Source organism: Alphaproteobacteria bacterium (assembly GCA_039980135.1).
GTDB lineage: Bacteria > Pseudomonadota > Alphaproteobacteria > UBA6615 > UBA6615 > UBA8079.
Window position 1 is genome coordinate 1,065,057 of sequence record JBDXCV010000003.1, and the last position, 23,510, is coordinate 1,088,566.

General features: G+C 65.0%; 26 protein-coding genes. 10 read left to right on the top strand and 16 right to left on the bottom strand.

Annotated elements, in window-relative coordinates; translation table 11 throughout:
* Positions 1-133: 133 nt before the first annotated feature.
* The 3 genes from pheA to ABJ363_07070 are packed head-to-tail and all read left to right on the top strand — an operon-like array spanning position 134 to position 3,060.
* Complete coding sequence (gene pheA, locus ABJ363_07060) at positions 134-1,003, top strand: chorismate mutase (GenBank protein ID MEP4378744.1); 870 nt, start codon at positions 134-136, stop codon at positions 1,001-1,003.
* The gene (gene hisC, locus ABJ363_07065) at positions 1,004-2,095 is read left to right on the top strand and encodes a histidinol-phosphate transaminase (GenBank protein ID MEP4378745.1); all 1,092 of its coding nucleotides are present in this window, start codon (positions 1,004-1,006) and stop codon (positions 2,093-2,095) included. It begins immediately after the preceding gene.
* A complete protein-coding gene (locus ABJ363_07070; protein MEP4378746.1) occupies positions 2,092-3,060 on the top strand; it encodes a prephenate/arogenate dehydrogenase family protein in 969 nt (322 codons plus the stop codon). Before hisC ends, ABJ363_07070 begins: the two co-directional genes overlap by 4 nt.
* Before the next feature lie 13 nt (positions 3,061-3,073).
* Here ABJ363_07070 and ABJ363_07075 read toward each other — a convergent pair whose 3' ends face one another.
* Complete coding sequence (locus tag ABJ363_07075) at positions 3,074-4,150, bottom strand: DUF2125 domain-containing protein (protein MEP4378747.1); 1,077 nt, start codon at positions 4,148-4,150, stop codon at positions 3,074-3,076.
* A 113-nt stretch (positions 4,151-4,263) separates the two neighbouring features.
* On the opposite strand from ABJ363_07075, the gene ABJ363_07080 reads away from it, so the two are divergent.
* Entirely contained in the window at positions 4,264-4,911 is a 648-nt protein-coding gene (locus ABJ363_07080; protein ID MEP4378748.1) for a gamma-glutamylcyclotransferase, read from the top strand.
* A 341-nt stretch (positions 4,912-5,252) separates the two neighbouring features.
* Here the strand turns inward: ABJ363_07080 and ABJ363_07085 are convergent, their stop codons facing one another.
* Genes ABJ363_07085 through ftsE form a run of 4 tightly spaced genes read right to left on the bottom strand, consistent with a single transcriptional unit; the run spans position 5,253 to position 8,218 of the window.
* Positions 5,253-6,011, bottom strand: a complete 759-nt coding sequence (locus ABJ363_07085; GenBank protein ID MEP4378749.1) for a lysophospholipid acyltransferase family protein — start codon at positions 6,009-6,011, stop codon at positions 5,253-5,255.
* Positions 6,012-6,018: 7 nt separating this feature from the next.
* Complete coding sequence (locus ABJ363_07090) at positions 6,019-6,636, bottom strand: YdcF family protein (GenBank protein ID MEP4378750.1); 618 nt, start codon at positions 6,634-6,636, stop codon at positions 6,019-6,021.
* Entirely contained in the window at positions 6,636-7,508 is an 873-nt protein-coding gene (locus tag ABJ363_07095) for a cell division protein (protein MEP4378751.1), read from the bottom strand. Before ABJ363_07095 ends, ABJ363_07090 begins: the two co-directional genes overlap by 1 nt.
* Complete coding sequence (gene ftsE, locus ABJ363_07100; GenBank protein ID MEP4378752.1) at positions 7,508-8,218, bottom strand: cell division ATP-binding protein FtsE; 711 nt, start codon at positions 8,216-8,218, stop codon at positions 7,508-7,510. The genes ABJ363_07095 and ftsE overlap by 1 nt, the downstream gene beginning before the upstream one ends.
* 202 nt (positions 8,219-8,420) lie before the next feature.
* Between ftsE and ABJ363_07105 the strand changes: the two genes are divergently transcribed.
* Complete coding sequence (locus ABJ363_07105; GenBank protein MEP4378753.1) at positions 8,421-9,083, top strand: MJ0042-type zinc finger domain-containing protein; 663 nt, start codon at positions 8,421-8,423, stop codon at positions 9,081-9,083.
* A gap of 145 nt (positions 9,084-9,228) precedes the next feature.
* Positions 9,229-9,618 (top strand): response regulator, encoded by a 390-nt coding sequence (locus ABJ363_07110; GenBank protein ID MEP4378754.1) that lies wholly within the window; start codon positions 9,229-9,231, stop codon positions 9,616-9,618.
* A gap of 35 nt (positions 9,619-9,653) precedes the next feature.
* On the opposite strand, the gene ABJ363_07115 is transcribed toward ABJ363_07110, so the two are convergent.
* The 4 genes from ABJ363_07115 to argH are packed head-to-tail and all read right to left on the bottom strand — an operon-like array spanning position 9,654 to position 15,096.
* Positions 9,654-12,170 (bottom strand): DUF4175 family protein, encoded by a 2,517-nt coding sequence (locus ABJ363_07115; protein MEP4378755.1) that lies wholly within the window; start codon positions 12,168-12,170, stop codon positions 9,654-9,656.
* Positions 12,171-12,207: 37 nt separating this feature from the next.
* Positions 12,208-13,479, bottom strand: a complete 1,272-nt coding sequence (gene lysA, locus ABJ363_07120; protein ID MEP4378756.1) for a diaminopimelate decarboxylase — start codon at positions 13,477-13,479, stop codon at positions 12,208-12,210.
* 47 nt (positions 13,480-13,526) lie between these two features.
* Positions 13,527-13,673, bottom strand: coding sequence for a lipoprotein (locus tag ABJ363_07125; GenBank protein ID MEP4378757.1), 147 nt, complete (start codon positions 13,671-13,673; stop codon positions 13,527-13,529).
* 1 nt (position 13,674) lies between these two features.
* Positions 13,675-15,096, bottom strand: a complete 1,422-nt coding sequence (gene argH / locus ABJ363_07130) for an argininosuccinate lyase (GenBank protein ID MEP4378758.1) — start codon at positions 15,094-15,096, stop codon at positions 13,675-13,677.
* Positions 15,097-15,148: 52 nt separating this feature from the next.
* On the opposite strand from argH, the gene ABJ363_07135 reads away from it, so the two are divergent.
* Entirely contained in the window at positions 15,149-15,724 is a 576-nt protein-coding gene (locus tag ABJ363_07135; GenBank protein ID MEP4378759.1) for a TlpA disulfide reductase family protein, read from the top strand.
* 119 nt (positions 15,725-15,843) lie between these two features.
* Here ABJ363_07135 and ABJ363_07140 read toward each other — a convergent pair whose 3' ends face one another.
* From ABJ363_07140 to ABJ363_07165, 6 genes are all read right to left on the bottom strand, one after another.
* Positions 15,844-16,716, bottom strand: a complete 873-nt coding sequence (locus tag ABJ363_07140; protein MEP4378760.1) for a 3-hydroxybutyryl-CoA dehydrogenase — start codon at positions 16,714-16,716, stop codon at positions 15,844-15,846.
* A 41-nt stretch (positions 16,717-16,757) separates the two neighbouring features.
* The gene (locus ABJ363_07145) at positions 16,758-17,711 is read right to left on the bottom strand and encodes an FAD-binding protein (GenBank protein ID MEP4378761.1); all 954 of its coding nucleotides are present in this window, start codon (positions 17,709-17,711) and stop codon (positions 16,758-16,760) included.
* On the bottom strand, positions 17,711-18,460 hold the full coding sequence (locus tag ABJ363_07150; protein MEP4378762.1) for an electron transfer flavoprotein subunit beta/FixA family protein: 750 nt from the start codon (positions 18,458-18,460) through the stop codon (positions 17,711-17,713). The genes ABJ363_07145 and ABJ363_07150 overlap by 1 nt, the downstream gene beginning before the upstream one ends.
* Before the next feature lie 152 nt (positions 18,461-18,612).
* Complete coding sequence (locus ABJ363_07155; protein MEP4378763.1) at positions 18,613-19,650, bottom strand: zinc-binding dehydrogenase; 1,038 nt, start codon at positions 19,648-19,650, stop codon at positions 18,613-18,615.
* 23 nt (positions 19,651-19,673) lie between these two features.
* Positions 19,674-20,258, bottom strand: a complete 585-nt coding sequence (locus tag ABJ363_07160; protein ID MEP4378764.1) for a cob(I)yrinic acid a,c-diamide adenosyltransferase — start codon at positions 20,256-20,258, stop codon at positions 19,674-19,676.
* A gap of 25 nt (positions 20,259-20,283) precedes the next feature.
* Positions 20,284-20,496, bottom strand: coding sequence for a twin transmembrane helix small protein (locus ABJ363_07165; protein ID MEP4378765.1), 213 nt, complete (start codon positions 20,494-20,496; stop codon positions 20,284-20,286).
* Positions 20,497-20,803: 307 nt separating this feature from the next.
* Here ABJ363_07165 and ABJ363_07170 point away from each other — a divergent pair, with 307 nt between their 5' ends.
* Complete coding sequence (locus ABJ363_07170; protein ID MEP4378766.1) at positions 20,804-21,007, top strand: hypothetical protein; 204 nt, start codon at positions 20,804-20,806, stop codon at positions 21,005-21,007.
* Positions 21,008-21,031: 24 nt separating this feature from the next.
* The gene (locus tag ABJ363_07175) at positions 21,032-21,883 is read left to right on the top strand and encodes a DUF4743 domain-containing protein (GenBank protein MEP4378767.1); all 852 of its coding nucleotides are present in this window, start codon (positions 21,032-21,034) and stop codon (positions 21,881-21,883) included.
* 12 nt (positions 21,884-21,895) lie between these two features.
* On the opposite strand, the gene gluQRS is transcribed toward ABJ363_07175, so the two are convergent.
* Positions 21,896-22,801: a tRNA glutamyl-Q(34) synthetase GluQRS gene (gene gluQRS, locus ABJ363_07180; GenBank protein MEP4378768.1), complete on the bottom strand. Its 906-nt coding sequence runs from the start codon at positions 22,799-22,801 to the stop codon at positions 21,896-21,898.
* A gap of 79 nt (positions 22,802-22,880) precedes the next feature.
* Between gluQRS and ABJ363_07185 the strand changes: the two genes are divergently transcribed.
* Positions 22,881-23,498, top strand: a complete 618-nt coding sequence (locus ABJ363_07185) for a DNA-3-methyladenine glycosylase 2 family protein (protein MEP4378769.1) — start codon at positions 22,881-22,883, stop codon at positions 23,496-23,498.
* The last annotated feature ends 12 nt before the right edge of the window (positions 23,499-23,510 follow it).

Here is a 23,510-nt window from a genome sequence, read left to right on the forward strand (position 1 = left end):
TGATGTGGGGGAAAACGCCACCGCATCGGGCGCATAGCTATGTGGGGCCGAGGAGGGGTGTCAACGTTTTCTTTGCCAAATTCCCGGGGGAGCGATACATATTCGCCCGCTATTTTCCCGGATGAGTGAGACCATGAGCCCCGCGCCAGACGACCTGGCGGCGCTGCGCCGCGAGATCGATTCCATCGATGAGCAGCTGCACGACCTGCTGGTGCGGCGCGGCGAAGTCGTGTCTGAAATCGGGAGTCGCAAGGCGGCTGACGGCCAGGTCACATTCCGCCCGGCACGCGAGGCCCAGTTGCTGCACCGGCTTCTCGGGCGTGATCGCGGTGCGCTTTCGCAACAATCGATCGTCCGGCTCTGGCGCGAGATCATTGCCGCGTCGATCCGCATTCAGGGGCGGCTGACGGTCGGGTATTGCCCCATAGAGGGGCATGGCTCCGCGCTGCGCCTGGCCAACGGACATTTCGGCCTCGATACGCCGACGGTACGGTTTGAATCGGCCTCTCATGTGGTCTCGGCGGTACATCGTGGCGAGGTTTCGGTCGGCCTGGTGCCGCTCCCCGAAGCCGCCGAGACGCCTGGCTGGTGGGGTGATGTTCGCGACGCATCTGATGTGTATGTGGTGGCTCGTTTGCCCTGGTATGACGACGCGGCCAGCGGCGCCGGTGCGTCGGTCGGCGCGCTGGTGCTGGCCCGGGGGGTGCCCGAGAAATCGGGTGATGACCTCAGCTTGCTGATGTTTACCTGCCCGAAGCCCGTGAGCCGCGCGCGGGTGGGTGACGTCTGCGCCGAACATGGCCTCGCGGTCGCCGGGCAGGCGGTGACGGACGATCCCCATGCGGTCGATGAACGTATTCACATCGTCGAGCTGGATGGTTTCATCGACGCAGACGACGCCCGTATCCGTGCTGTCGCCGCGACGCTTGAGGCCTCGAATATCCGATTGCTCGGGGCGTTTGCCCGCGCCTATATGGCTGCGGATACAGCAGGAGCGAAGTAGGTGGCACCGCCAAAGGCCAAACCCGGTGTGCTCCGGATCACGCCCTACGCCGGCAGCGATGTCGGCTCGGGCGGCGCGGACCGCATTGTCATCAGTTCGAACGAAAGCGCGTTCGGGCCGTCCTGGCGCGCAATGGAAGCCTATTCGGCGACCAGTGAGGAGATGCACCGCTACCCCGAAATCGATGCGCGCAGTCTGCGTCTGGCGCTCGCGGCCCATCATGGGCTTGAGGTCGAGCGCATCATCTGTGGTTGCGGCTCCGATCAGCTCATCGATCTGATTGCGCTGGCCTATGCCGGGCCGGGCGACGAGACGATCTACAGCGAACATGGTTTCACCATGTATCCGATCGCCACGCTCGGGGTCGGCGCGACCCCCGTGGCGGCGCCCGAAACCGACCTGACCGCCGATGTAGACGCCATCCTCGAGCGTGTGAACGCGCGCACGAAGATCGTGTTTCTCGCCAACCCGAACAACCCGACGGGTTCCTATCTGGGGAATGACGAATTGCGGCGTCTGCATGCCGGCCTGCCGGAAGACGTTTTGCTCGTCCTCGATGCGGCCTATGCGGAATATGTCACGGTGTCCGACTACGACCCGGGCATCGCGCTGGTGCGCGAGGCATCGAACGTGATCATGACGCGGACCTTCTCGAAAATATACGCGCTGGCCAGCTTGCGTATCGGCTGGGCCTATGGTCCTGCCGAGATCATCGAGATCCTCGATCGGGTGCGCCCCCCTTTCAATGTGTCCACGCCGGCGATCGCGGCCGGCATCGCCGCACTCGAAGATACAGAACACACGGCGCGCTCGCGCGATTTGAATGCCGAGCTCTTGCCGTGGTTCACGTCCGAAGTCGAGGCGCTGGGCCTGACGGTAAATCCGTCGGTCGGCAATTTCGTGATCATCCGGTTCGATCCGGAGACGGACCGGAATGCCGAAGCGGCCTACCGGTTCCTGTTCGAGCGCGGGATCGTGACCCGCCGGGTGGGCGGCTACGGGCTGCCCGAATGGGTGCGCATGTCCATCGGCACACGCGATGAAATGAACGACGTCGTCGGCGCCCTGCGTGCCTTCGTAGAGGGCGTATGAGCACAACACGGATATTCGAACGCGTGGCGATCATCGGGGTCGGCCTGATTGGTTCATCGGTCGCGCATGCAATCCGCGCGAACGGACTGGCGGATCATGTGGCTTTGCATGATGCAGATGCCGACGTGCGCGCGCGGGCCGAGGCGCTCGATATCGCCGACAGTATCCATGCGGACATCGGTGATGCGGTGTCCGGGGCCGGTCTCGTGGTGGTCGCGACCCCGGTGGGCGCGTGCGGCGCGGTCGCGGAGGCCATCGGGTCGCATCTGCAAACCGGCGCCATCGTCACCGATGTCGGCTCGGTCAAGGGTTCGGTCATCGCCGCGATGACGCCGCACATCCCTGACGGGGTGCATCTGGTGCCGGGCCATCCGGTGGCGGGCACCGAGCATTCCGGGCCTGAATCCGGTTTCGCCGAACTGTTCCAGAACCGTTTCTCGATCCTGACCCCGCCGCCGGGCGCTGACGCGGTCGCCGTCGCGAAGCTCGAGGCGCTCTGGCAGGGCATGGGTGCGGATGTGGAGATCATGGATGCCGAGCATCACGATCGGGTGCTGGCGATCACCAGCCATCTGCCCCATCTGATTGCCTACACGATCGTTGCGACCGCTGCCGATCTGGAGACCGAACTCGAGGCCAAATCGCGCGACGATGAAGTGGTCACGACCCGCGAGGTGATCAAATACTCGGCCGGCGGCTTTCGCGACTTCACCCGCATCGCGGCGTCCGACCCGGTGATGTGGCGCGATGTGTTCCTGCTGAACAAGGATGCGGTATTGGAGATGCTCGGCCGCTTTGACGAGGATCTTACCGCGCTCCAGCGCGCAATCCGCCACGATGACGGGGATGCGCTGTTCGAGCTGTTTTCCCGTACCCGCGATATCCGCCGGGGTGTGATCGAGGCCCGTCAGGCCGGCCGGTTCCAATACACCGAGAACGGCAAGGCGTCCGACGACGAATCCTGACCGGTTCCGGTTCCTAGTTCCAGCTGATGACCGGCAGCCGCAGCAGCGTTATCGGGCCGATCGATAGCTGGCGGTCCTGGATCGAGACAGGCACCCGGGCCTGCGGTGATCCGCCGTTGGCCGGCGCGCGGGTCAGCACCGCCAACGCAATTCGCGCGATCGCGGCCTGTTGCGGGCGCATCCGGCCGGTTGTCTCGAGCAGATCAACGAGCCGGTCGAGGCCCGCGATCTGTGCTGTGAAGGCGCCGACGGGTTGCAGGTTGGCATCCACGGCCAGGGTGCCGTCCCCAACAACTTGCAGCGGCCCCCAGACAAGGGAGAAGTCCTCCAGCTCAAGGGTTCCGCCCGCATCGCGCCAACGTGCCATGCCGCCCGGCGACAGGTCGGTCGGGTCGAGCGCACCGCGAACCGACAGTTGACCGGCCAGTTGGTCGAGCTTGTGTCCGAGGACGTCGACGAGGTTCGGGTCGAGGCGGGCGGCCGCGAGCGAAACGCCGGACAACGCGAATGTCAGCTCCTGGCCGCCCGGGGCGGGATGGATCGCTTCGGGGTTTTCGGCCCCCGTGGACAGGATCCAGTCGACCGCCGCGCTGTCGAGGGTCGAGACGGGTTGCCGGTCGATCTCGATGTCGAGGCCGGTGGCCAGTCCGCGCAGGCCCGTGAGATAGCCTTCATTGTTGAAATTCATACGGCCGCTGAGGCCGATATTGTCGGCTTCGATCGCACGCCGTGCGGCGGGGCCGGCGCCGCCGTCAAACAGGAAGCTGTGTACACCTGGTGCGCTGAACGAGACGGTGCGCCCGAAGTCGGTGAAGAATTTCAGGGTCGTGGCGGGACCCGCCCAGCGGATCTCCCCGTCCGGGCCCGACCATGCGCCGCGCGGGGCCGCGATGTGTGTGAACAGCCGCGTCGGATAGCCCGTGATTTCAACGGACTCCCAGGATACCGCAACGGGGCCGTCCGACTGCTGGTCGGCAAATGTCTGCAGGCCGGTCCGGATTTCACCGGCGAACCAGAACCAGCCGAGCGTCCAGACGGCCACGAGCAGGGCCACCACGCCGATGGGAATTAAATACTTTCGCTGGATCATAAGCAGCCAGTTGCCTAAGTAGTTGCCGATCAACCTAGTCGGGGTTCGCGGCGGCGTCGAGACGAGCCGCATGAATTCGCCCCGTCACCCGCACCGGAACAGATCCTGCCGCCATGTCGATGTTGAAGGAACAGCCCGATCTCCGTCATCTCACCGACCAGTATGAGCTGACCGAGGACGAACTGGATTGGACCTTGCGGGCGGTCATGGAGACCCATCCGCCCGGTGAGGATCTCTGGATCTTCGGCTATGGCTCGCTGATGTGGCGGCCCGATTTCCCGTTCGTCGATCGCGCGCGGGCGCTGGTGCATGGCTATCATCGTTCGTTCTGCGTGTACTCCCATGTCTATCGCGGCACCAGGGAACGGCCGGGCCTCGTGCTGGGGCTCGACAATGGCGGCAGTTGCAGCGGCGTGGCCTACCGGGTCGCCGCCGAACATGCGAGCAGCGCCGTGGAGTATCTGATCCGCCGGGAGATGGTGACACGGGTCTATATGCCGCGCTGGGTGACGGCCCGGATCGGCGACAAGACGGTCAGGGCCCACACCTACACGGCGGCGCATAATCATGTTCAGTATGCCGGTCGCTTGTCGGAGGACGAGGCGTTACGCCTGATTCTGCAGGGACATGGCCGAAGCGGGCCCAACACCGAGTATTTGAGCAACACGGTCGAACATCTCGACGCGCTGGGAATCGCCGACCGGCCCCTGCGCCGTCTGCACAAACGGGCGGCGCAAAACGCACCCGACGGGCCGGTATAACCCCCACTTGCTAATATCTGAATAATTGCAACCGGTTCCGCCGGGAGATGTGGGCCGGTCGATGGTTTATCCACAGAACGTTAATGAGAGCCCGTGTAGCGGTTTCGGGGATGTACTGCGGGCCGAATATCAGCGTTCCCGGTCACCCGCGAAGCGAAAAGCGCGGTATTTTCCGATGTTTCACGTTTGGCTGAAAAGGAAAGTGAGCGCGCTATTGCGGCAGATGAGAAATATAACTGAAATATCGAAAGAATATGGACGCAACTCCGCCTGCCGGTTCTCGCAGGCATCGATATTTACTCGCGCCGTATTAGCCGTCCGCTTGGCATTCCTGCGGGCGGTCAGTCTTCCACAACTTTATCCACAGCCCGTCGACCATTCAAGTCAGCGGTTGTCGCAGCGCTTTCCCGATACAACCGTTCCGCCGCAGCTTCGATCGTCGTTTCAAGCTTTTTGATGAATTCGCGTCTTGGAATATCTTCGGCCAGCGGCGGCAAGAACTCGATTGTGATGACCCCGGGACGAAGCTTGAGCGAGCGTCGTGGCCAGAATAATCCGGAATTCAGCGCCACCGGGACGACAGGCACATCTAGGGCGCCATGCAGGGCCGAAATACCGGCATGGTACGGCTGCTTCGCGCTCGGCGCGACCCGGGTTCCTTCGGGATAGATTACGATCGGGCGCCCGTCGGCGAGCGCGGCCCGCGCCATCTTGACCATGCCGCGCAGCGCCGACATGCCGCCGGCCCGGTCGATGGCGATCTGGCGCGTGCGGATCAGACACCAGCCGAATAGTGGAATCCAGGTGAGTTCCCGCTTCAGCACAATGGCGGCGTCGCGGACGATCAGATTGATCGCCAGCGTGTCCCAGGCCGACTGGTGTTTGACCGCGAACAGCGCCGGTCCGTTGGGGATGTTCTCGCGTCCCACGACCCGGTGCGACAGCCCGACGGTGATGCGCAGTAGCCAGAGCGCACCGCGAATCCACAACCGGCTATAGGCCATCACCGGGCGGGGTGGCCCGAGCAGGAGCGGCAGCACCAGGAAGCCCGCGAGGGTGGTCCACCCGTAGAACAGGATGGTGAACAGGACCGGTCGCATGTCGGGGTCAGCCCCTTTCCAGTATTTGGGCGGCGAAGACCCGCAGACGGGCTGCCAGATACTTGTTGTATTCCCCGGCCAGCAGGAATGCGGTGCCGGGCCAGCGCCACCAACGTGTCAGGTGCACATTCTCCGATGTGACCGGGTCAGGCACGATTTTCACGTCGGGCAGGCGCGAATGAAATTCGAGCAGGCTGCGCGGCATGTGAAAGTCGGCGGTGACGAGGCGCAGGCTGGTGACGCCGTTCGCGGCGACCCACCCGGCCGCCTCGACGGCATTCTCGCGCGTGTTGCGGGCGGCTCGGCCCAGGGTGACACAGCAATCCAGGGTGTTGGTTTCAAGCTGTGCGGCCGGGATCACGTCGCGCGGTGCCACATTCGGGCCGACACCCGAGATCAGCATCTTCCGTGCCGCAGATTGCGCCAGCAAATTTGTGCCGTGCTCAACCCGGCCGCGGCCGCCGGTCAGGACGACGATGGCATCGGTACGAAGGGCGTCGTCCCGGTCGCCGCTCAATGCCGGGATGCGCTCGACGAACACGAACAGGCCGAACGCCCAGATGAAGATCAGCAGCCCCGCCAGGATGAAGATGCGCCGCCAGCGGCGATGTCGCTTGCGGGCCATCACGGCATGCGGGCGAGCGCGCGCAGGACGGTCAGTCGTGCCGTGAGCATTGCGATGACCACCGCACCGGCAGGGACGATCAGGAGTGCGAGCCATTCGCCGATGGTCAGGGTGACGGGCGGGAGGAAGGCCGCGTCGATGCCGCGCCCGACCCATGCGAAGATCAACAGGACGATGCCCGCCGCCGCCGCGCCGGCGATTCCGCCACGCAGTGACAATTTCATCGCCTGAATCTGGAATTGCCTCGCGATATAGGTGTCGTGGGCGCCCATCTGGTGCAGCAATTCGATAATGGCCGCGTGGACCGCCAGGCCGCTACGGGTCGTGAAAATCACCGCGACGATGGCTGCCGAGGCGATCAGCGCCAGGATGACGAAGGCGAGAATTTCAACGGTCCGGCCCAGGTTGATGAGCGCGGAAAGCCACGCCCGGTGGTCGTCGACGGTCGTGCCGGGGACCAATTGAGACAGCCGGGCCGCAAGCAGGCCGGCATCGAGGCGGGCACCGGCGGACAGTTCGATGTCGATCAGCGCGGGTATGGGAAGTCCGGAATCCACAACTTCTTCGCCCAGCCACGGAATGAGCAGCGCGCGCGCTTCGCGTGCCGGAACCGGCCGGACGGCGGCGACGCCGGGCGTCGCGTCAAGCAACGTGACCAAACTCTCGATTTCCGGACCGGTGGCGGAATCCTGCGGCACCTGGACCGTCATCCGTCCGGTCAGGGTGCTGTCCCAACTGTCGATGGTGTCGGAGACGATCAGCGCGCCGGCGAACATCAGCGCGCCGAGAAAGACCATCAACGCCACGATCCAGGGAAGGAACCGCGTGGACTGGTCGCGCTCGAACGGCAGGTCGGTCCGATGTCCGAGCACTAGGTTGCTTCCGCGTTGGACGTGCCGCCTGCCGAAGCAGACGACGCCACGGTGTGGCGGACGACCAGCTCGCCATCGTCAAGCTGCAGCACCGGGTGCCCGAACTCCTCCAGCAGCGCATGGTTATGGGTCGCGATGACGATGGTCGTGCCGGCCTTGTTGAGTTCCTCGAACAGATGCATGAGGCGCACCGCGATATGGTCGTCCACATTGCCGGTGGGTTCATCGGCCAGCAGGAGGCGTGGCCGGTTGATCACGGCGCGCGCGATGGCCACGCGCTGTTGCTGGCCGCCGGACAATGTCGACGGGCGGGCATCGAGCCGGTCGCCGAGCCCGACCCAGCGCAGCAGTTCGCGCACATGGGTGTCGATCTCGTTGTGCCGCCCACCGTTGACGCGCAGGGGCAAGGCGACATTCTCTACGGCTGTCAGATGGTCGATCAGCCGAAAATCCTGAAACACCACGCCGACGCGCCGACGCAGCGCCGGCAGATCGCCGCGCGGGGTCACGGATATGTCCTTGTCGAACAGGTGGACCAGTCCGCGCGTGGGACGCAAGGCGAGATACATCAGCTTGAGCAAGGTGGTCTTGCCGGCGCCGCTGGATCCGGTCAGGAAATGGAACGATCCCGGCGCGAGCGCGAAGCTGACATCGCGCAAAACCTCCGGCCCGATGCCGTAGCGCATTCCGACATTTTCGAAGCGCAACACGAAAAGGCGCCTCCGGTTGGGACGGGGGGACCGGGAAATATGCAGATTTCGACTCGGCCCTGTTCACCGATCACGTTGGCATGATGGCACCCGGGGGTAAAGCCATGGGGCGGCGGGCAAATACGGATTCGCGATCCGCGTCTGTGAATCGTTTATACTCGGTCTTCAATGTTGATTTACCTGTGACGGCGATAACCAGACGATGATCCTGAGTTGCCCCGACTGCCACACGCGATTTGCGATCGACGCGGCGCATCTAGCGCCCGATGGCCGACGCGTGAAATGCGGCAAGTGTGCCCATGTCTGGTACGAATCGATGCCGGAAGCGGAAGAAGAATCGCCGATTCCCATTGAAGTGACCCCCTATGACCCGGAAGAGGAGTCCGGGGGCGGCCGGCGCAACGTGCCGGCCCTCCGCCAACTCCGGCCCGGCCGCGGCGCGCGCACGGCCTGGATGGTGTCGGCAGTGCTGCTGGTGGCGATTCTGGCCGTTCTCTGGTTTGGCCGCGGGCCGATCGCGCTCGCAGTGCCGCAGGCCGAGGCGTTGTATGCGAGCGTCGGTATCGACGCCTTCCCGCCGCCGGGGGAAGGGCTTGAAGTGGAGTTCAACGTCTCTGCCGAGGATGGCAAGCTGGCGCTGAAGGGCGAAGTGATCAATGTCGCCAACGGCGTGCGTGACATTCCCGTGCTCTATGTCCTGATTTCGGATGGCGAGAAAAACACCCTCAAGACATGGTCCTTCACAATCGACACACGGCGTCTCGGCCCCGGTGAACGGGCTTCGTTTACCTCGCAGACCGGGGAAATACCGGCGAATGCGGCAAACGTTAGTGTTTTGTTTACCAATCCCGACGAAAATCCCTGACACGTGATCGTCACTCCCTCCGCCGTCGCGGAGCCTGCCCTGGTGATAGACGATCCAATTCCTTGCCCGTGGCGAAGACGGGCAAGATCGGGGAGGACATCGCAGGCATCGACATGTCCGTGATGATGAGGGGGTGGAGACAAAAATGGCACGAGTTCTGATAGCTGAAGATGACGGTGCGGTGCGCGAGTTTGTGCGCCGCGCGCTGGTCCATGGCGGGCATGAGGTGGCGACGGCCAATGACGGTCTCGACGCGCTCGATACGCTGGACGTGGACGAGAATTTCGATTTGCTCATCACCGACATCGTGATGCCGGGTCTGGATGGCATCGCCCTGGCGCTGAAGGTTGCCAAGGAGCATCCGAAGACGGCCATCCTGATGATGACCGGATATGCCGCCGAACGGCAGCGCGCCCATAATCTCGAAGAGCTTATCCACGAGGTGATCGCCAAGCCGTTCAGTCTGAAGCAGATATGCGATGCCGCGGAAGAAGCGATGTCGCAAAGAGGATCGCGAAGCCGCACGACGCACTGAACGGGCGCCGCGACGGCACACCGGCCCTCTGGTTCCTAGAAGCGGCGCAACAAGCGTTCGAGATAATTCCGCTCGAGCGTCGGGCGCGTCTGGTCGAGGGCGCGGCTCCGCAATTCGTCGAGAATCTCCAATGCACGGCGGGCCTGCTCGCCATCGCCGATTCCCTGCCGGCCGCTATCGACCCCGAACGGCTGATCCTCGTTTTCACCCGGCAGGCGGCGCCCCAGCGGATCGAAGCCTTCCTCGCCGGGTTGGGCGAGCCCCTGTTGTTGCCCCTGGCCCTGACCGGGGCCCTGGCCGGGTTGTGGCAGCAGTTGGAGCGCCATGCTCTGGGCACCCTGTTGAAGCTCGGCCAGCGCGCGCGCCTGATCGCCCAGCGCGCCGGAAAGGTCGCCGTCCTGGAGCGCGCCTTCGGCATCGCCCATCGCGTCTTCGGCATTGCCCAGATTCTCGGGTATCTGATCCGTCATCTCGCCGAGCCGGCGCATGACTTCGCCGAGCTGGCGGCGAATTTCATTCTGCGCCTCGCGCAGGCGCTGGGCCTCTTCCTCGGACAGTCGCTCGCCGCGCTGGTTGCGCTGGAAGACGTCGTCCTGCAGTTCCTGCTGGCGGCGCACCACGTCCTGAAGATCGCGGAGCATCTCCTGCGCCGGTGAATTGCCCTGCTGCTGGAGCTGGTTGGGGGCGTCGCGCAGGGCCTGAAGCATCTGCTGCATGCGTTCGAGAAGCTGTTCGACGCTTTCCGCGTCACCGAGGCGTGCCATCTGCTCAAGCTGCCGGAGCAGTTCCTGGATGGCTTGCTGGTCGATGATATCGAGCTCTTCGCCGGCCTCGGGCAGCAACGACAAGTCCATGCCTTCGAGCGCCTGGGAGAGATTCTGCGCGAGCGCCTCCAGATACCGGTCGAGCGCGGCCCGCAACTCTTCCATGAGCGCCTGGATTTCCTCGTCGCCGGCGCCATTCTCGATCGCCTGGCGCAACTGCTCCTGGACGTTGGCGAGCTCGCGCTGGGTCAGCGAAAGCGCCCCGTCTTCCAGCCGCAGCGCCGTGTCCCAGAGTTGCGACAGAATGGGTGTGGTGTCGCTTGTTGCGGGGGCGTGGACCAGCCGTGACCGGGCGGACATCAACGACAGGAAAACCACGACATCATTGTCGAAACGCTGGGGGAAGCTGCCGATATTGTGGAGCGAACGTGCCACCTCGCGCCGGCTGTCCGGCGAGAGCGCCAGCACACGCCGCTGTTCGACGATTTCGCGCGCCACGGGGTGGTTGAAGCTGCGTTCCGGTAGCAGCACCGAAAGCCGGTCCGTCTGTCCGGTCTGGCCGCGGCCGTCGGTCGCGGTGAGGCGCACATCGACTTCGAGGCCCGCCCACGGATGTTCCGTCAGATCGTGAACGCTCACCGCGCTGCCCTCGCGCGGGTCGGGCCGGGGCCGCGGCAGTTCGATGGCGACCGGCCGGAACGACGGCCCGTCGGCCACGCCGGGCCAGGTGATCTCGGCCGTGACCCCGACGATCCCGTGATCATCCGTGCCGTCATAGCTGAGCTGCAGGGTGTTGCTGGTCGTTCCCTGGGGAGATTCGACGAAGGTGATTTCCGGTGCGGTGTCCGGCAGGACGTTAATCCGCCATTCGCCGATCGTCCGTCCCGATGCGTTCACCTGCATCGGTTGCGGCCCGATCCGGTCGAGTGACGCCTCGGTCCGCCAGCTATTCTCCGAGACCGACGTCAGGTCCTGACTTGTGTCGCCGATTTGCAGGGTCGGTGCGCGGCGTGCGTGGCTGACCTGTGCCAGAAGGGTGCTGCCGACCGGAACCGTGATTTCACCCCCGCCGCTCGTGTCGGGCGCAGAGGCCGCGCCGGGGTCGGCGCTGGCGAGCAGGCGCGGCGGCAGGTTGGTGTAGTCAGGCGGCGTGATCCAGAGTTCAAGGCTCGCCGAGGGGCCGCTCGCCAGCCCCTGCAAATCCGGCGAGAAGGCCCGCGCCAACCGGTTGGACGCATCGCTGCCCGCGGCCACCACGCCGATGATGAGTAGCACCCCGAGCCCGATCCGCAGGGCATAGGGGTCGCGACCGGCCAGATTCGGATGCGGCCAGCGCAGATGGATATTGCGCGCGGCCGCGGCCGCCTGTGCCAGATGCAGGCGCCAGAGCCGGTCGGTCTCGGGGTCGATGACGCCGACGGCCGGTTTGTCGACCATGACCGTCAACGGGCGATGGGGGAGGTTGGAGTCGGTTTCCAGCCGGCGGGTCGCCTCGGCGCCCGTCGGCGGTACGATTCGGCGGATGCCGCGCCAGGCCTGCAGGGCAAAAACAATGGCGAAACCCAACAGAAGCAGCCCGTGGAGCCAGCCCGGCAGAGCGGCCGGCCCGCCGAGCAGCGCGAGGGCGAGAAACAGGCCCGCCACCCCGACGGCAGGCCAGAGCGCCGGCCAGGCGCGTTCCCAGAGCATCGCGGCCCGTGCGATGGCGCGCCGCAGACCGAGGCGCGCGGGGGCCGCCGTCATCGACGGTGGGTCGCGGTCCGGGTTCCGGTCGTTCCTGTCGCTCAATTCGGCCCCTGATCCGGCCGTCAATCGGGACGGCGCTTTACACGGTTTGCCAGTCTGCCAATGTTTCCTGCGCCAGCATTGCGGCGATATCCTGGCGCGCACGTACGACGCTGAAGCCGGCCCCGCGAACGAGCACTTCGGCGATCAGCGGACGGCTATTGTAGCCTGATGCCATCACGGCGCCATAGGCACCTGCATCGCGGATCACGACAAGTTCACCCGCCGCCAGGGCCGGTAGATCGCGCTGGGTGGCGAAGGTATCCCCGGTCTCGCACACGGGTCCGACGATATCGTAGCTGTGGGTCGCGTCGCCGGTACCCGATTCACGCACCGGCAGCACCTCGTGATGGGCGTCATACATCGCCGGTCGGACCAGGTCGTTCATGGCCGCATCGACGATGGCGAAGCTGCGGGTCTCGGCTTCCTTGATGTAGATGATTTCCGTCAGCAGGACGCCGGCGGGCCCGGCCAGGTAGCGGCCTGGTTCGAACACGAGCGTGCAGCCCAGGCCGCCCACGGTGTCGGCCACGATGGCCGCATAGTCGCGCGGGTCGGGCGGCGCGTACAGGCCGTAGTCGATCCCCAGCCCGCCGCCGAGATCGAGCTTGGTGATGTTGTGGCCGTCCGCGCGCAGTTCTTCCACCAGCGTGGCGACGCGCGTGAACGCCGTGCGAAAGGGCGTGAGATCCGTCAGCTGGCTGCCGATATGCACCGCCACCGCAATCGGCGCGATTCCCGGCAATGTCCCGGCGTGGGCATAAACCTCGCGCGCCCGATCGATGTCGATGCCGAACTTGTCATGGTGGCGCCCGGTCGAAATCTTGTGATGGGTGTCCGCGTCCACGTCGGGGTTCACGCGTACCGCCACATTGACGCTCGCGGCCGATGCGTCTGCGACCGCCGAGAGCCGTTCGAGCTCGGGGATGGATTCGACGTTGAACTGGCCGATCCCCGCCGCGATCGCCTGACGCATTTCCTCGCCTGTCTTGCCGACGCCGGAGAACACGATCTCGGCCGGGTCGACACCGGCGGCCAGCGCGCGGGCGAGCTCGCCACCGGAGACCACGTCGGCGCCCGCGCCGCATGCGGCAAGCGCCCGTACCACGGCCAGGTTCGAGTTGGCCTTCATGGCGTAGCAGACCCGCGCGTCCAGGCCGGCATCGGCAAGCGCGCCCGCGAAACGCCGATAGGCATCGGTCAGCGCCGTCTCGGAATAGACATAGACGGGCGTCCCCACGGCCTCGGCGATGCGCGACAGGGGCACGTCCTCGGCATACAGCTCGCCGTCTCTATAGTTGAAGTGGCTCATGACTTTGTCTCAAGGCTGACGGTTTTCGGGCCGTCATCCGGTCGTGTTCAGCGGGTCGGATAGGTGCGTGGGTAGGTGACTTCCTCGCCCTCGGGCGGTTTCGGCGGACCCTTCTTGCCACACGCGCTCAGCGCCACCGCCAGAACCAGGGCGACGAGAACGTGACGCGATGTCGTTTTTACCAGCCGCTGCATCTCACTCTCCCGCCCGGGACTTGATGAACCGCGCCCGCGCTTCGGTGACGGCCGCGCGGACATTGTCCGGCGCGGTGCCCCCGAAGCTGGTCCGGCTGGCGACCGAGGCCTCGACCGTGAGGACATCGAAGACATCGGCGCTGATCCGCGCGTCCACGCCCTGCATGTCGTCGAGCGAGAGCTCGGCCAGCGTCACACCCTTTTCGTCGGCCAGCGCCACGACGGATCCTGTGATCGCGTGGGCGTCACGGAACGGTACGCCGGCGGCCCGGACCAGCCAGTCGGCCAGGTCCGTGGCCGTGGAATGGCCCTTGCCCGCCGCGGCGCGCATGTTTTCCGGCTGGGCTTGCATGTCGCCCACCATGCCGGTGATCGCGGCGAGTGCCAACGCGATGGAATCCGCCGCATCGAAGACCGGTTCCTTGTCTTCCTGCATGTCCTTGGAGTAGGCCAGCGGCAGGCCCTTCATGACCGTGAGGAGGCCGATCAGCGCGCCGTATACCCGGCCCGTCTTGGCCCGCGACAGTTCGGCCGCATCCGGATTGCGCTTCTGGGGCATCATCGAGCTGCCGGTCGTGTAGGCATCGCTCAGCGCGATGAACCGGAACCCGTCACTGCACCAGATCACCAGCTCTTCGGCGAACCGCGAGACATGGGTCGTGCAGATCGCGGCGGCGGCAAGAAACTCAAGCGCGAAGTCCCGGTCCGACACCGCGTCCAGCGAATTGGCCATGGGCCGGTCGAAACCGAGGTCCGATGCTGTCGCGGCCCGGTCGATGGGAAAGGACGTCCCGGCGAGGGCGCCCGCACCCAACGGCGACTCGTTCAGCCGCGCCCGGGCATCCGCGAACCGGCCCCGGTCGCGCCCGAACATCTCCACATAGGCCAGCAGATGATGGCCGAAGGTGACCGGCTGGGCCGTCTGCAGATGGGTGAAGCCGGGCATGACGGTGTCGGCATGGGCCTCCGCCTTGTCAATCAGCGCGGCCTGCAGCCCCGCGAGCTGTGCGTCGATCGCATCGATCTCGTCACGCACCCAAAGCCGGAAATCGGTCGCGACCTGGTCGTTGCGCGAACGCGCGGTGTGCAGCCGCCCGGCCGCATCGCCCACCAGCTCGCGCAGCCGTGACTCGATGTTCATATGGATGTCTTCCAGCGCCACCTTGAACTCGAAGCTGCCCGCCGCGAGGTCTCGCGAAATCGTGTCTAGACCGTCGTTAAGGGCCTGCCCATCTTCAGCGGATAGGATGCCCTGTTCGACAAGCATCCGGGCATGCGCGCGCGACCCGGCAATATCCTGGGCGAAAAAGCGCTGGTCAAAGCCGATGGACGCATTGATGCGTTCCATGACCTCCGATGGTCCGGAGGTGAATCGGCCACCCCATTGCGCATTGGCTGGCTTGCGTGTGTCGTTTGGGCTCATGGCTTTCGGGCTCGCATTACTGGGAGCGACGTTTAACGATATGATACGCCGGATGAAAGTTTTTCTGTTCACGACCTTCGCCACACTCGCGCTTGTGATCATGGCACCATTGGGCCTGCAGACGGGTGCGGCCGCCGATTCCGGGCCCCCGATCGAGGGTCAGGTTCAGAATTACGAGCCGTTGCCGGCCCCTCTGGTGGTCCCCGATGTGACCGTTCTGGCCCAGAAAGACGGGCCGATCACGCTCGACCGGTTCAAGGGCAAGTTCGTGGTCCTGAACTTCTGGGCGACCTGGTGCGGGCCGTGTATTCGCGAGCTGCCGTCGCTGGACCGGCTGAATGCCGAGCTGGGCGGCGAGACGGCGCAGGTGGTTCTGATCAGCCAGGATCGCGGCGGTTTCAAGCAGACCGACCGGTTCCTGAAGAAACTCAAGGTCGATTTTCCGGATAACTTCATCGATGAGCGGCTGAAATTCTCCCGCGCGATCGGGGTGGTGTCCCTGCCGACGACCATCCTGATCGGGCCCGACGGCAAGGAATTGGGGCGCCTGGTCGGCTCTGCCGAGTGGGATTCACCCGAAGCCCTCGACCTGGTCAACTGGTACAGGGACAAGGCTGGCGACAGCTAGGAAGCTTGCCTGGCAAGGCCACCCCAGTCGTCATGCCCTGGCTCGACCCGGGCATCTCTTTATCGGCGTGTATGAGATGGCCGGATCAAGTCCGGCCATGACGGTGAATGTTTTTCTGCCTACCGCGTCGGGACCGGCTCGTCGCCCGAATAGTCGTAGAAGCCTCGGCCTGTCTTGCGGCCCAGCCAGCCGGCCTCGACATATTTCACCAGCAGCGGGCAGGGGCGGTACTTCGAATCCGCCAGCCCTTCATACAGCACCTGCATGACCGCCAGGCAGGTGTCGAGGCCGATGAAGTCGGCGAGTTCGAACGGGCCCATCGGGTGGTTCGCGCCGAGCTTCATGGACTTGTCGATCGAGTCCACATTCCCGACACCCTCATACAGGGTGTAGACCGCCTCGTTGATCATCGGCAGCAGGATGCGGTTGACGATGAAGGCCGGGAAATCTTCCGAAATGGTGCCGGTCTTGCCGAGCTTCTTCGTCAGTTCCTGAACTTCCGTGAAGGTATGGTCGTCCGTCGCCAGCCCGCGGATCAGCTCGACCAGCTTCATCATCGGCACCGGGTTCATAAAATGCATGCCCATGAACTTCTCCGGCCGGTCGGTGGCCGTCGCCAGGCGGGTGATCGAGATCGACGAGGTGTTCGATGCGATCAGTGCGCTGTCTTTCAGATGCGGACAGAGGCTTTCGAAGATCTTGACCTTCGTGTCCTCGTCTTCCGTCGCGGCCTCGATCACGAGGTCGCAGTCCGAAAAGGCATCGAGCCCGGTGCTGGTCGCGATGCGGGCCAGCGCAGCCGCCTTGTCTTCTTCCGCGATCAACGTCCGCTTGACCTGACGATCCATGTTGCCGTCGATCCGGCTGAGTGATTTTTCGAGCGCGTCTGCGTCGATATCAACGATGACCACGTCATGTTCCGCGAGCGCGCAGACATGGGCGATGCCGCTGCCCATTTGGCCGGCGCCGATGACGCCTATCTTGTTCAGCATTTTGATGTGTCCTGGGTGGTTCGTGTTGCCGGTCGTTCGTGTCAGCCCTGCTTCTCAAGCTCGGCGTCGAGCTCGGGCAGTGCCTTGAACAGGTCGGCGACCAGACCGTAGTCGGCGACCTGGAAGATCGGCGCTTCCTCGTCCTTGTTGATCGCAACGATCACTTTTGAATCCTTCATCCCCGCGAGATGCTGGATCGCGCCGGAAATTCCGACCGCGATATACAGTTCCGGCGCCACGACCTTGCCGGTCTGCCCGACCTGCCAGTCATTCGGCACGAAGCCCGCATCGACGGCGGCCCGCGAGGCGCCCATGGCGGCCCCGAGCCTGTCGGCGATGGGCTCGATCAGGGCGTAGTTTTCGCCCGACGCCATGCCACGCCCGCCGGAGATGACAACCCGCGCGGCGGTCAGTTCAGGCCGGTCGCCACCCGATTCCTCACGGCTGACGAAACGTGACAGTCCCGAATCCGCGGCGCCTGTAACGGCCTCGACGGCGGCATTGCCGGCTGTCGCGGTCGCGGCATCGAAGGTGGTGGTGCGCACGGTGATGATCTTGGTTGCGTCGGATGATTTGACGGTGGCCAGCGCGTTGCCGGCATAGATCGGCCGCACGAACGTGTCGGCATCGACCACGGCGCTGATTTCAGAGATCTGCTGCAGATCAAGCGTGGCCGCGACCCGGGGCATGAAGTTCTTGCCCGACGTGGAGGCCGGTGCCAGCAAGTGGGAATAGTCTCCGGCCAGACCGGTCACCAGCGCGGCGAGATTCTCCGCGAGCCCGTGTTCATACCCGGCATCGTCGGCGACCAGTACTTTTGCGACGCCGTCGATGGCGGCGGCGGCTTCACCGACCGCGGCACATCCCGACCCGGCGACCAGCACGGTGATATCGCCGGCGCCGGCATCGGACAGCTGGCGCGCCGCCATGACCGTGTTCAGAGTCGAAGGTTTGAGAGCCGAATTGTCATGTTCGGCAATGACGAGAATGGCCATCAGATGACCCTCGCTTCGTTCTTGAGCTTGTCGACGAGTTCGGCGACGGTCTCGACCATCACGCCGGCCTCGCGTTTGGCCGGTTCCTCGACCTTGAGCGTGGTCAGGCGGGGCGCGATATCGACGCCGAGTTCTTCGGGGGTCAGCGCGTCGATCGGCTTCTTCTTCGCCTTCATGATGTTCGGCAGCGAGGCGTAGCGCGGCTCGTTGAGGCGCAGATCCGTGGTCACGATCGCCGGCAGGTTGATGTCGATGTTCTCCAGCCCGCCGTCGATCTCGCGGGTCACCTTGGCGGTACCGTCGCCGAGCTCGATCTCCGAGGCGAAGGTCGCCTGGGGCCAGCCCAGCAGCGCGGCGAGCATCTGGCCGGTCTGGTTGGAATCGTCGTCGATCGCCTGCTTGCCGAGGATCACCAGCTCGGGAGATTCCCGCTCGACCAGCGCCATGAGAAGCTTGGCCACGGCCAGCGGTTCCAGTTCGTCATCGCTCGCCACATGGATGCCGCGGTCGGCGCCCATCGCCAGTGCGGTCCGGATCGTCTCCTGGCACTGGGCCACGCCCAGCGACACCGCGATGACCTCTTCGGCCTTGCCGGCTTCCTTCAGGCGCACGGCCTCTTCCACCGCGATTTCATCGAAAGGGTTCATCGACATCTTGACGTTGGATGTCTCGACGCCGGTGCCGTCGGATTTGACCCGCACCTTGACGTTGTAGTCGATAACCCGCTTGACGGGGATCAGCAGTTTCATGGGTGTATCCGCTTGTTATATGGCCCGTGACATTGCGGGGATGACGGTGAAAGCCCCGTCTGTCATGGCGTTTCCTCTTTTTTCGCACTGCAACATGCCGAACCGCCGAGAGCGAGTCAATTCATCTGCGGGGCGTTCTCACACGGTGAGCGCTAGCCGATGAGAAGTGCGGCCCGGCCCGTGACTTCCCCACCTTCGACCCGCGCGTGAAGCGCCTCGGCCTCGGTCCAGGGTCGGATGTCCGTCACCAGCGGCCAGACCTCGCCGCGGGCGACGATGTCGAGCGTTTCCTTGAGGTCGCGGCGCGAGGCGTAGCGGCTGCCGAGGATGACTTTCTCCTTGTACAGCATGTCGGATGCCGACAGCTGGAAGGTTTTTGCCCCGCCACCCAGGATCACCAGCCGTCCCCGCCGGCCGAGTGCCGCCGCCGCCGTTTCAAGCGTTGTGTCGCTCGAAACATAGTCGATGGCGACATCGACGCCGCGGCCGTCCGTCATATCCAGCAGCGCCTCGGCGACATTGCCGTCCGCCGCGTCGACCACGGCGTCGGCGCTGGCCTTGCGGCAGGCGTCGAGCTTCTCGGTGCCGAGATCGACAGCGATGACCCGGGTCTGCGCTCTTTTTGCCATCATGACCTGATGAATACCGACGCCGCCGCCCGCCCCGAAGACGGCGACGGTCTCACCGGCCTTGACACCCGCCCTGCCCAGTACCTTGTAGGGGGTCGTGAGCGCGTCGGTGATCACGCCGATTTCGGCCGGATGGGCCCGGTGGTTCAGGCCTTCGGGAAGTTTCACGAAGATATGTGCAGGCAGCTTGATGTATTCGGCATAGCCCCCGTCGCAGGTCATGCCGATGATCCCGACATCGGCGCTGCTCTCGCACAGGGGTTCGAGATCGTTCCGGCACCAGTTGCAGGTGCCGCAGACCAGCATGCCGTAGACGGTGACGGCATCTCCAACGGCAACATCGGTGACACCGGTACCCACCTCCACGATTTCCGCGGTGATCTCGTGGCCGATGATGCGGGGAAATTCGACCGGTATGCGCCCGGCCTTGACGTGCTGGATGGTCAGACCGGAGCCGCATGCCAGGACCCGGGCCACGGCTTCGCCCGGTCCGGCGACCGGGTCGGGGACATCACGCATCTCGAACGGCGCATTCGGTTGATCGAGTATCAGGGCTTTCATGCCGCGTTCCCCCGCGTCGTTTGTCAGCCTCGGGTCTGGCCGGGCTCCCAGAGAATGTCGGCCTTGCCGCCGTCATTCAGTTGGCGCGCGAGGACAAACAGGTGGTCCGACAGGCGATTGGCATATTTGAGCGCGTGGGCGTTGACGGCCTCGCGGGACGCGAGTTCCGTCAACAGCCGTTCGGCCCGGCGCACGATGGTGCGCGCCACATGCAGATGCGCCGCGGCGGGGCTGCCGCCGGGCAGGATGAACGAAGTCAGCGGCGCCAGATGCGCGTTGATGGCGTCGATCTCCTGCTCCAGCCGCGTCACCTGTTCAGCGACAATGCGCAGCGCGCCCTCTGATTTGCCGGCCGCGCGGGCGTCACTCTCCGGCGTGCACAGGTCGGCGCCGAGATCGAACAGGTCGTTCTGAATGCGCGCGAGCATGGCGTCGGTTTGCGGGTCGCCGCCGGTGTGCAGCCGGGCCAGCCCGATCACCGCATTGGCCTCGTCCACCGTGCCATAGGCCGCCACCCGCAGGTCATGCTTGGCCACGCGGTCGCCCGAGCCGAGCGAGGTATCGCCGCTGTCGCCGCCGCGGGTATAGATCTTCGTGAGCTGGACCATGTCCGTGCCGCCTGTTCTCGATGGACTAGTCGCCGGTGCTCGCCGCCAGCACGAAGAGCAGGAACAGCACGATCGCCAGCCCCTGCATCGCCACGCGCGCGCGCATCAGCTTGTTGCCGTATTTGCGGTTGAACTCGCCGCCGCGCGCCATGGCGACCAGGCCGACAATCAGGACCAGAACAACGCCGGCCAGTGCGATGGCGAGAAGAATGGCGAGGGTTTTCATGGCGTCGATCATATCGACCCCGCCTGCCGAAGACGAGGGGGCGTGACGGGTGATTCGACGTAATTGTTGACGGTGGAAGCGCGGATTTGTAGGTTCCGCGCCATGAACGGAATGCGGACCATTCTTATTGACGGCCCGGCGTACGCCCGACTTACGGGGCGGCGGCCGGGAGCGCATGTCTACGCCACGTCAATTCAAATGGAGTCCGTTCACGATGTCCTTACACAATCACTCGCATACTCAATCTGAACAACAATCCCGTGCGGTTCACTGTTTCTCGGTCCGGGCTGTCGCCGATCCGGGTATGATGCCGCGCTTGATGGAACTTTGGGCGAAGCGTGGCCTGGTGCCCGATCGGTGGCATGGTGCGCGCGACGCGACGAGTGGGACCCATGTCGACATCGATATCGAATCCGGCGAGATCGATCAGATGCTCGCCACGCAGATGGCCGCGGCGATGCGGGCGATGTTCGGCGTCTCTCAGGTTCTGGTCTCCGAAAAACGCCGCGCGGCCTGTGCCTGATTCCGGGCCGCAGGGCTGACCCTGATGGGCTTCTACGACCATATCGAGGCGTGCAACGCCCACAGCTTCGACGACAAGGTACCGTTCAATGTGGGCGGCGTGCAGGTCGGCTGGGCGCGCCGTGACCTTGCCGGTCTGATGACCCGCTGGAATCACTATTTCAAGATCACCGATACCGAGATTTCCATCCTCGAAAGCCTGAAGGATGTAGAGGAGCGTTCGAAGGCGCTGGCGGAGGCCGGCGCGGCGCTGGTCGTCAAGCAGGCGTTGCCGCGCAACCGCAAGGAGCTCTGCCCGGTGATGGAGCATTTCGGCGGCGACGTGAAGATACGCATCGATCGCGCCTGGCTCGAATCATACGGGGTCGTTTCCTACGGGGTTCACGTCAACGGTTATGTGGACACCCCGGACGGCCCCGAATTGTGGGTCGGGGTCCGTTCCAGGAGTTGCGAGGTCGCGCCGGGCAAGCTCGACAACATGGTTGCGGGCGGCCTGCCGGTTAATCTGAGCCTGGCCGAGAATGTCATCAAGGAAGCGGCCGAGGAGGCCGCCGTGCCGGAAGATCTGGCGCAGACGGCCCGGCCCGCCGGTGTGGTTACCTACATGCTCGATACCAGGAACGGCATGCGGCGCGACATGCTGTTCGTCTATGACCTCAAGCTGCCGGCGGACTTCGAGCCCGTGAACACGGATGGCGAGGTCAGCGGTTTCGTCAAATGGCCAGCCCAGCAGGTTTTGCGGGTGGTCGATGAGACCGACGAGTTCAAGTTCAACGTCAATCTGGTGATCATCGATTTCGCGATCCGGCATGGCCTCATCGCGCCCGAGCATCCCGACTATGCGCGGCTGGTGCAGGGATTGCGCGCCTGGGCCTAGAAAGGCGTCGGCTCAGAACTCGTTGGCGCTCGCGGCACCGCGGGCGATTTGCCGAATGGCCATCGCCCAGATTTCGTCCGGGTCCGTGCCCGCCTCACGCATCGCGCGCAGCGTGAAGGCCTTGTCCCGCTTGGCGAGCCGTTCGCCGTCGCTGTTCGCCAGCAGCGGGGTGTGGTGCCATTCGGGCACAGCGAGACCGAGCAGCGCCTGGAGCAGCCGATGGATATGTGTCGCGGCAAAGAGGTCCGTGCCGCGGGTGACGAGGCTGACATCCTGGGCCGCGTCGTCGACGGTCACCGCCAGGTGATAGCTGGTCGCCACGTCCTTGCGGGCGAGCACGACGTCGCCGAAGATTTCCGGCTCGGCGCTTTGTTCGCCGCGTGAGCGATCGTGCCAGGTGAGCGCCCCGGCCCGGGCGATGGCGGCGTCCATGTCGAGGCGCAGGGCGTGGGGTTCACCGTCGTTGATTCTTGCCGCGCGGGTTGCCGCGTCGAGCGATTTGCAGATGCCGGGATAAATCGGCCCATCCGGGCCGTCATGGGCATGGTGCGGCGCCGCGCCGGATTGGGCGATCTCGGCGGCGATGTCCTTGCGGGTGCAGAAACACGGATAGAGCAGGTCCATTTCGGCCAGCTTCGCGAGCGCGGCGGCATATTCATCCATGCGTTCCGACTGGCGCCAAACCGGCTGGACCCATTCCAGACCCAGCCAGGCCAGGTCCTCGATGATCGCGTCCTCGAACTCCGGGCGGCAGCGGCCCGGATCGATGTCCTCGATGCGGAGGATGAACCGGCCCCCGGCGGCACGGGCCAGCCGCCCCGCGAACAATGCGGAATAGGCATGGCCCAGATGCAGGAGGCCGGTCGGCGAGGGGGCGAACCGGGTGACGAGTTTCTCGGCGGGCGTTGGGTCACTCATCTGACGGGATTCATCCGGGGTCCGGGTTGATCTTGGCCGTGCAATCGGGGTCAATGCGCGGTGGCTGAAGGATGATGCGATGAAAACACGCAAACGGCTAGAGGCGGGGCTCGAAGAACTGGCCGCGCTCGACCCGCGCATGGGTGCGCTGTGGGCACACACGGGCACCCCCGGCCCGCGCGCGCGCCCACCCGGTTTCACCACCCTGTTGCGGGTGATCGTCGGCCAGCAGCTTTCGACCCACGCCGCCGCCGCCATCTGGAAGCGGATGGAGACGGCGGGCATCACGAAGGACCCGGCCGCCTTTGTCGTCCAGCAAGACGACGACCTCCGCGCCTACGGGCTCAGCCGGCAGAAGATCGTCTACGCGCGGGGCCTCGCGGAGGCGATCCTGTCCGGGGGGCTCGATCTCAACGGACTTCGAAAACAGGATGACGACACGGCGATCGACGCGCTGGTCGCGCTCAAGGGTATCGGTCGTTGGAGCGCCGAGGTCTATCTGCTGTTCGCGCTCGGTCGGCCCGATATCATGCCGGCGGACGATCTGGCGCTGGTCGCCTCGGCGGGCAAGCATCTGGGGGACGGCACGCGCTGGACGCCCGGGCAGCTGCGCAAGGAGGCGGCACAGCATTGGCGGCCCTGGCGCAGTGCCGCCGCACGGCTCCTCTGGCACGCCTACCGCATCGAGGCGATATGACGGGCGATAGGA

Excerpts from the sequence above, each read along its gene's own strand:
- ABJ363_07090 (MEP4378750.1), bottom strand. The coding sequence starts at position 6,636 with ATGGCCCGCAAGCGACATCGCCGCTGGCGGCGCATCTTCATCCTGGCG.
- ABJ363_07110 (MEP4378754.1), top strand. The coding sequence starts at position 9,229 with ATGGCACGAGTTCTGATAGCTGAAGATGACGGTGCGGTGCGCGAGTTT.
- argH (MEP4378758.1), bottom strand. The coding sequence starts at position 15,096 with ATGAGCCCAAACGACACACGCAAGCCAGCCAATGCGCAATGGGGTGGC.
- ABJ363_07125 (MEP4378757.1), bottom strand. The coding sequence starts at position 13,673 with ATGCAGCGGCTGGTAAAAACGACATCGCGTCACGTTCTCGTCGCCCTG.
- ABJ363_07155 (MEP4378763.1), bottom strand. The coding sequence starts at position 19,650 with ATGAAAGCCCTGATACTCGATCAACCGAATGCGCCGTTCGAGATGCGT.
- ABJ363_07170 (MEP4378766.1), top strand. The coding sequence starts at position 20,804 with ATGGAACTTTGGGCGAAGCGTGGCCTGGTGCCCGATCGGTGGCATGGT.
- ABJ363_07160 (MEP4378764.1), bottom strand. The coding sequence starts at position 20,258 with ATGGTCCAGCTCACGAAGATCTATACCCGCGGCGGCGACAGCGGCGAT.
- pheA (MEP4378744.1), top strand. The coding sequence starts at position 134 with ATGAGCCCCGCGCCAGACGACCTGGCGGCGCTGCGCCGCGAGATCGAT.
- ABJ363_07140 (MEP4378760.1), bottom strand. The coding sequence starts at position 16,716 with ATGCTGAACAAGATAGGCGTCATCGGCGCCGGCCAAATGGGCAGCGGC.
- ABJ363_07070 (MEP4378746.1), top strand. The coding sequence starts at position 2,092 with ATGAGCACAACACGGATATTCGAACGCGTGGCGATCATCGGGGTCGGC.
- ABJ363_07080 (MEP4378748.1), top strand. The coding sequence starts at position 4,264 with ATGTCGATGTTGAAGGAACAGCCCGATCTCCGTCATCTCACCGACCAG.
- ABJ363_07185 (MEP4378769.1), top strand. The coding sequence starts at position 22,881 with ATGAAAACACGCAAACGGCTAGAGGCGGGGCTCGAAGAACTGGCCGCG.
- lysA (MEP4378756.1), bottom strand. The coding sequence starts at position 13,479 with ATGAGCCACTTCAACTATAGAGACGGCGAGCTGTATGCCGAGGACGTG.
- ABJ363_07085 (MEP4378749.1), bottom strand. The coding sequence starts at position 6,011 with ATGCGACCGGTCCTGTTCACCATCCTGTTCTACGGGTGGACCACCCTC.
- ABJ363_07145 (MEP4378761.1), bottom strand. The coding sequence starts at position 17,711 with ATGGCCATTCTCGTCATTGCCGAACATGACAATTCGGCTCTCAAACCT.
- ABJ363_07075 (MEP4378747.1), bottom strand. The coding sequence starts at position 4,150 with ATGATCCAGCGAAAGTATTTAATTCCCATCGGCGTGGTGGCCCTGCTC.
- ABJ363_07150 (MEP4378762.1), bottom strand. The coding sequence starts at position 18,460 with ATGAAACTGCTGATCCCCGTCAAGCGGGTTATCGACTACAACGTCAAG.
- ABJ363_07175 (MEP4378767.1), top strand. The coding sequence starts at position 21,032 with ATGGGCTTCTACGACCATATCGAGGCGTGCAACGCCCACAGCTTCGAC.
- ABJ363_07105 (MEP4378753.1), top strand. The coding sequence starts at position 8,421 with ATGATCCTGAGTTGCCCCGACTGCCACACGCGATTTGCGATCGACGCG.
- ABJ363_07165 (MEP4378765.1), bottom strand. The coding sequence starts at position 20,496 with ATGATCGACGCCATGAAAACCCTCGCCATTCTTCTCGCCATCGCACTG.
- ABJ363_07135 (MEP4378759.1), top strand. The coding sequence starts at position 15,149 with ATGAAAGTTTTTCTGTTCACGACCTTCGCCACACTCGCGCTTGTGATC.
- gluQRS (MEP4378768.1), bottom strand. The coding sequence starts at position 22,801 with ATGAGTGACCCAACGCCCGCCGAGAAACTCGTCACCCGGTTCGCCCCC.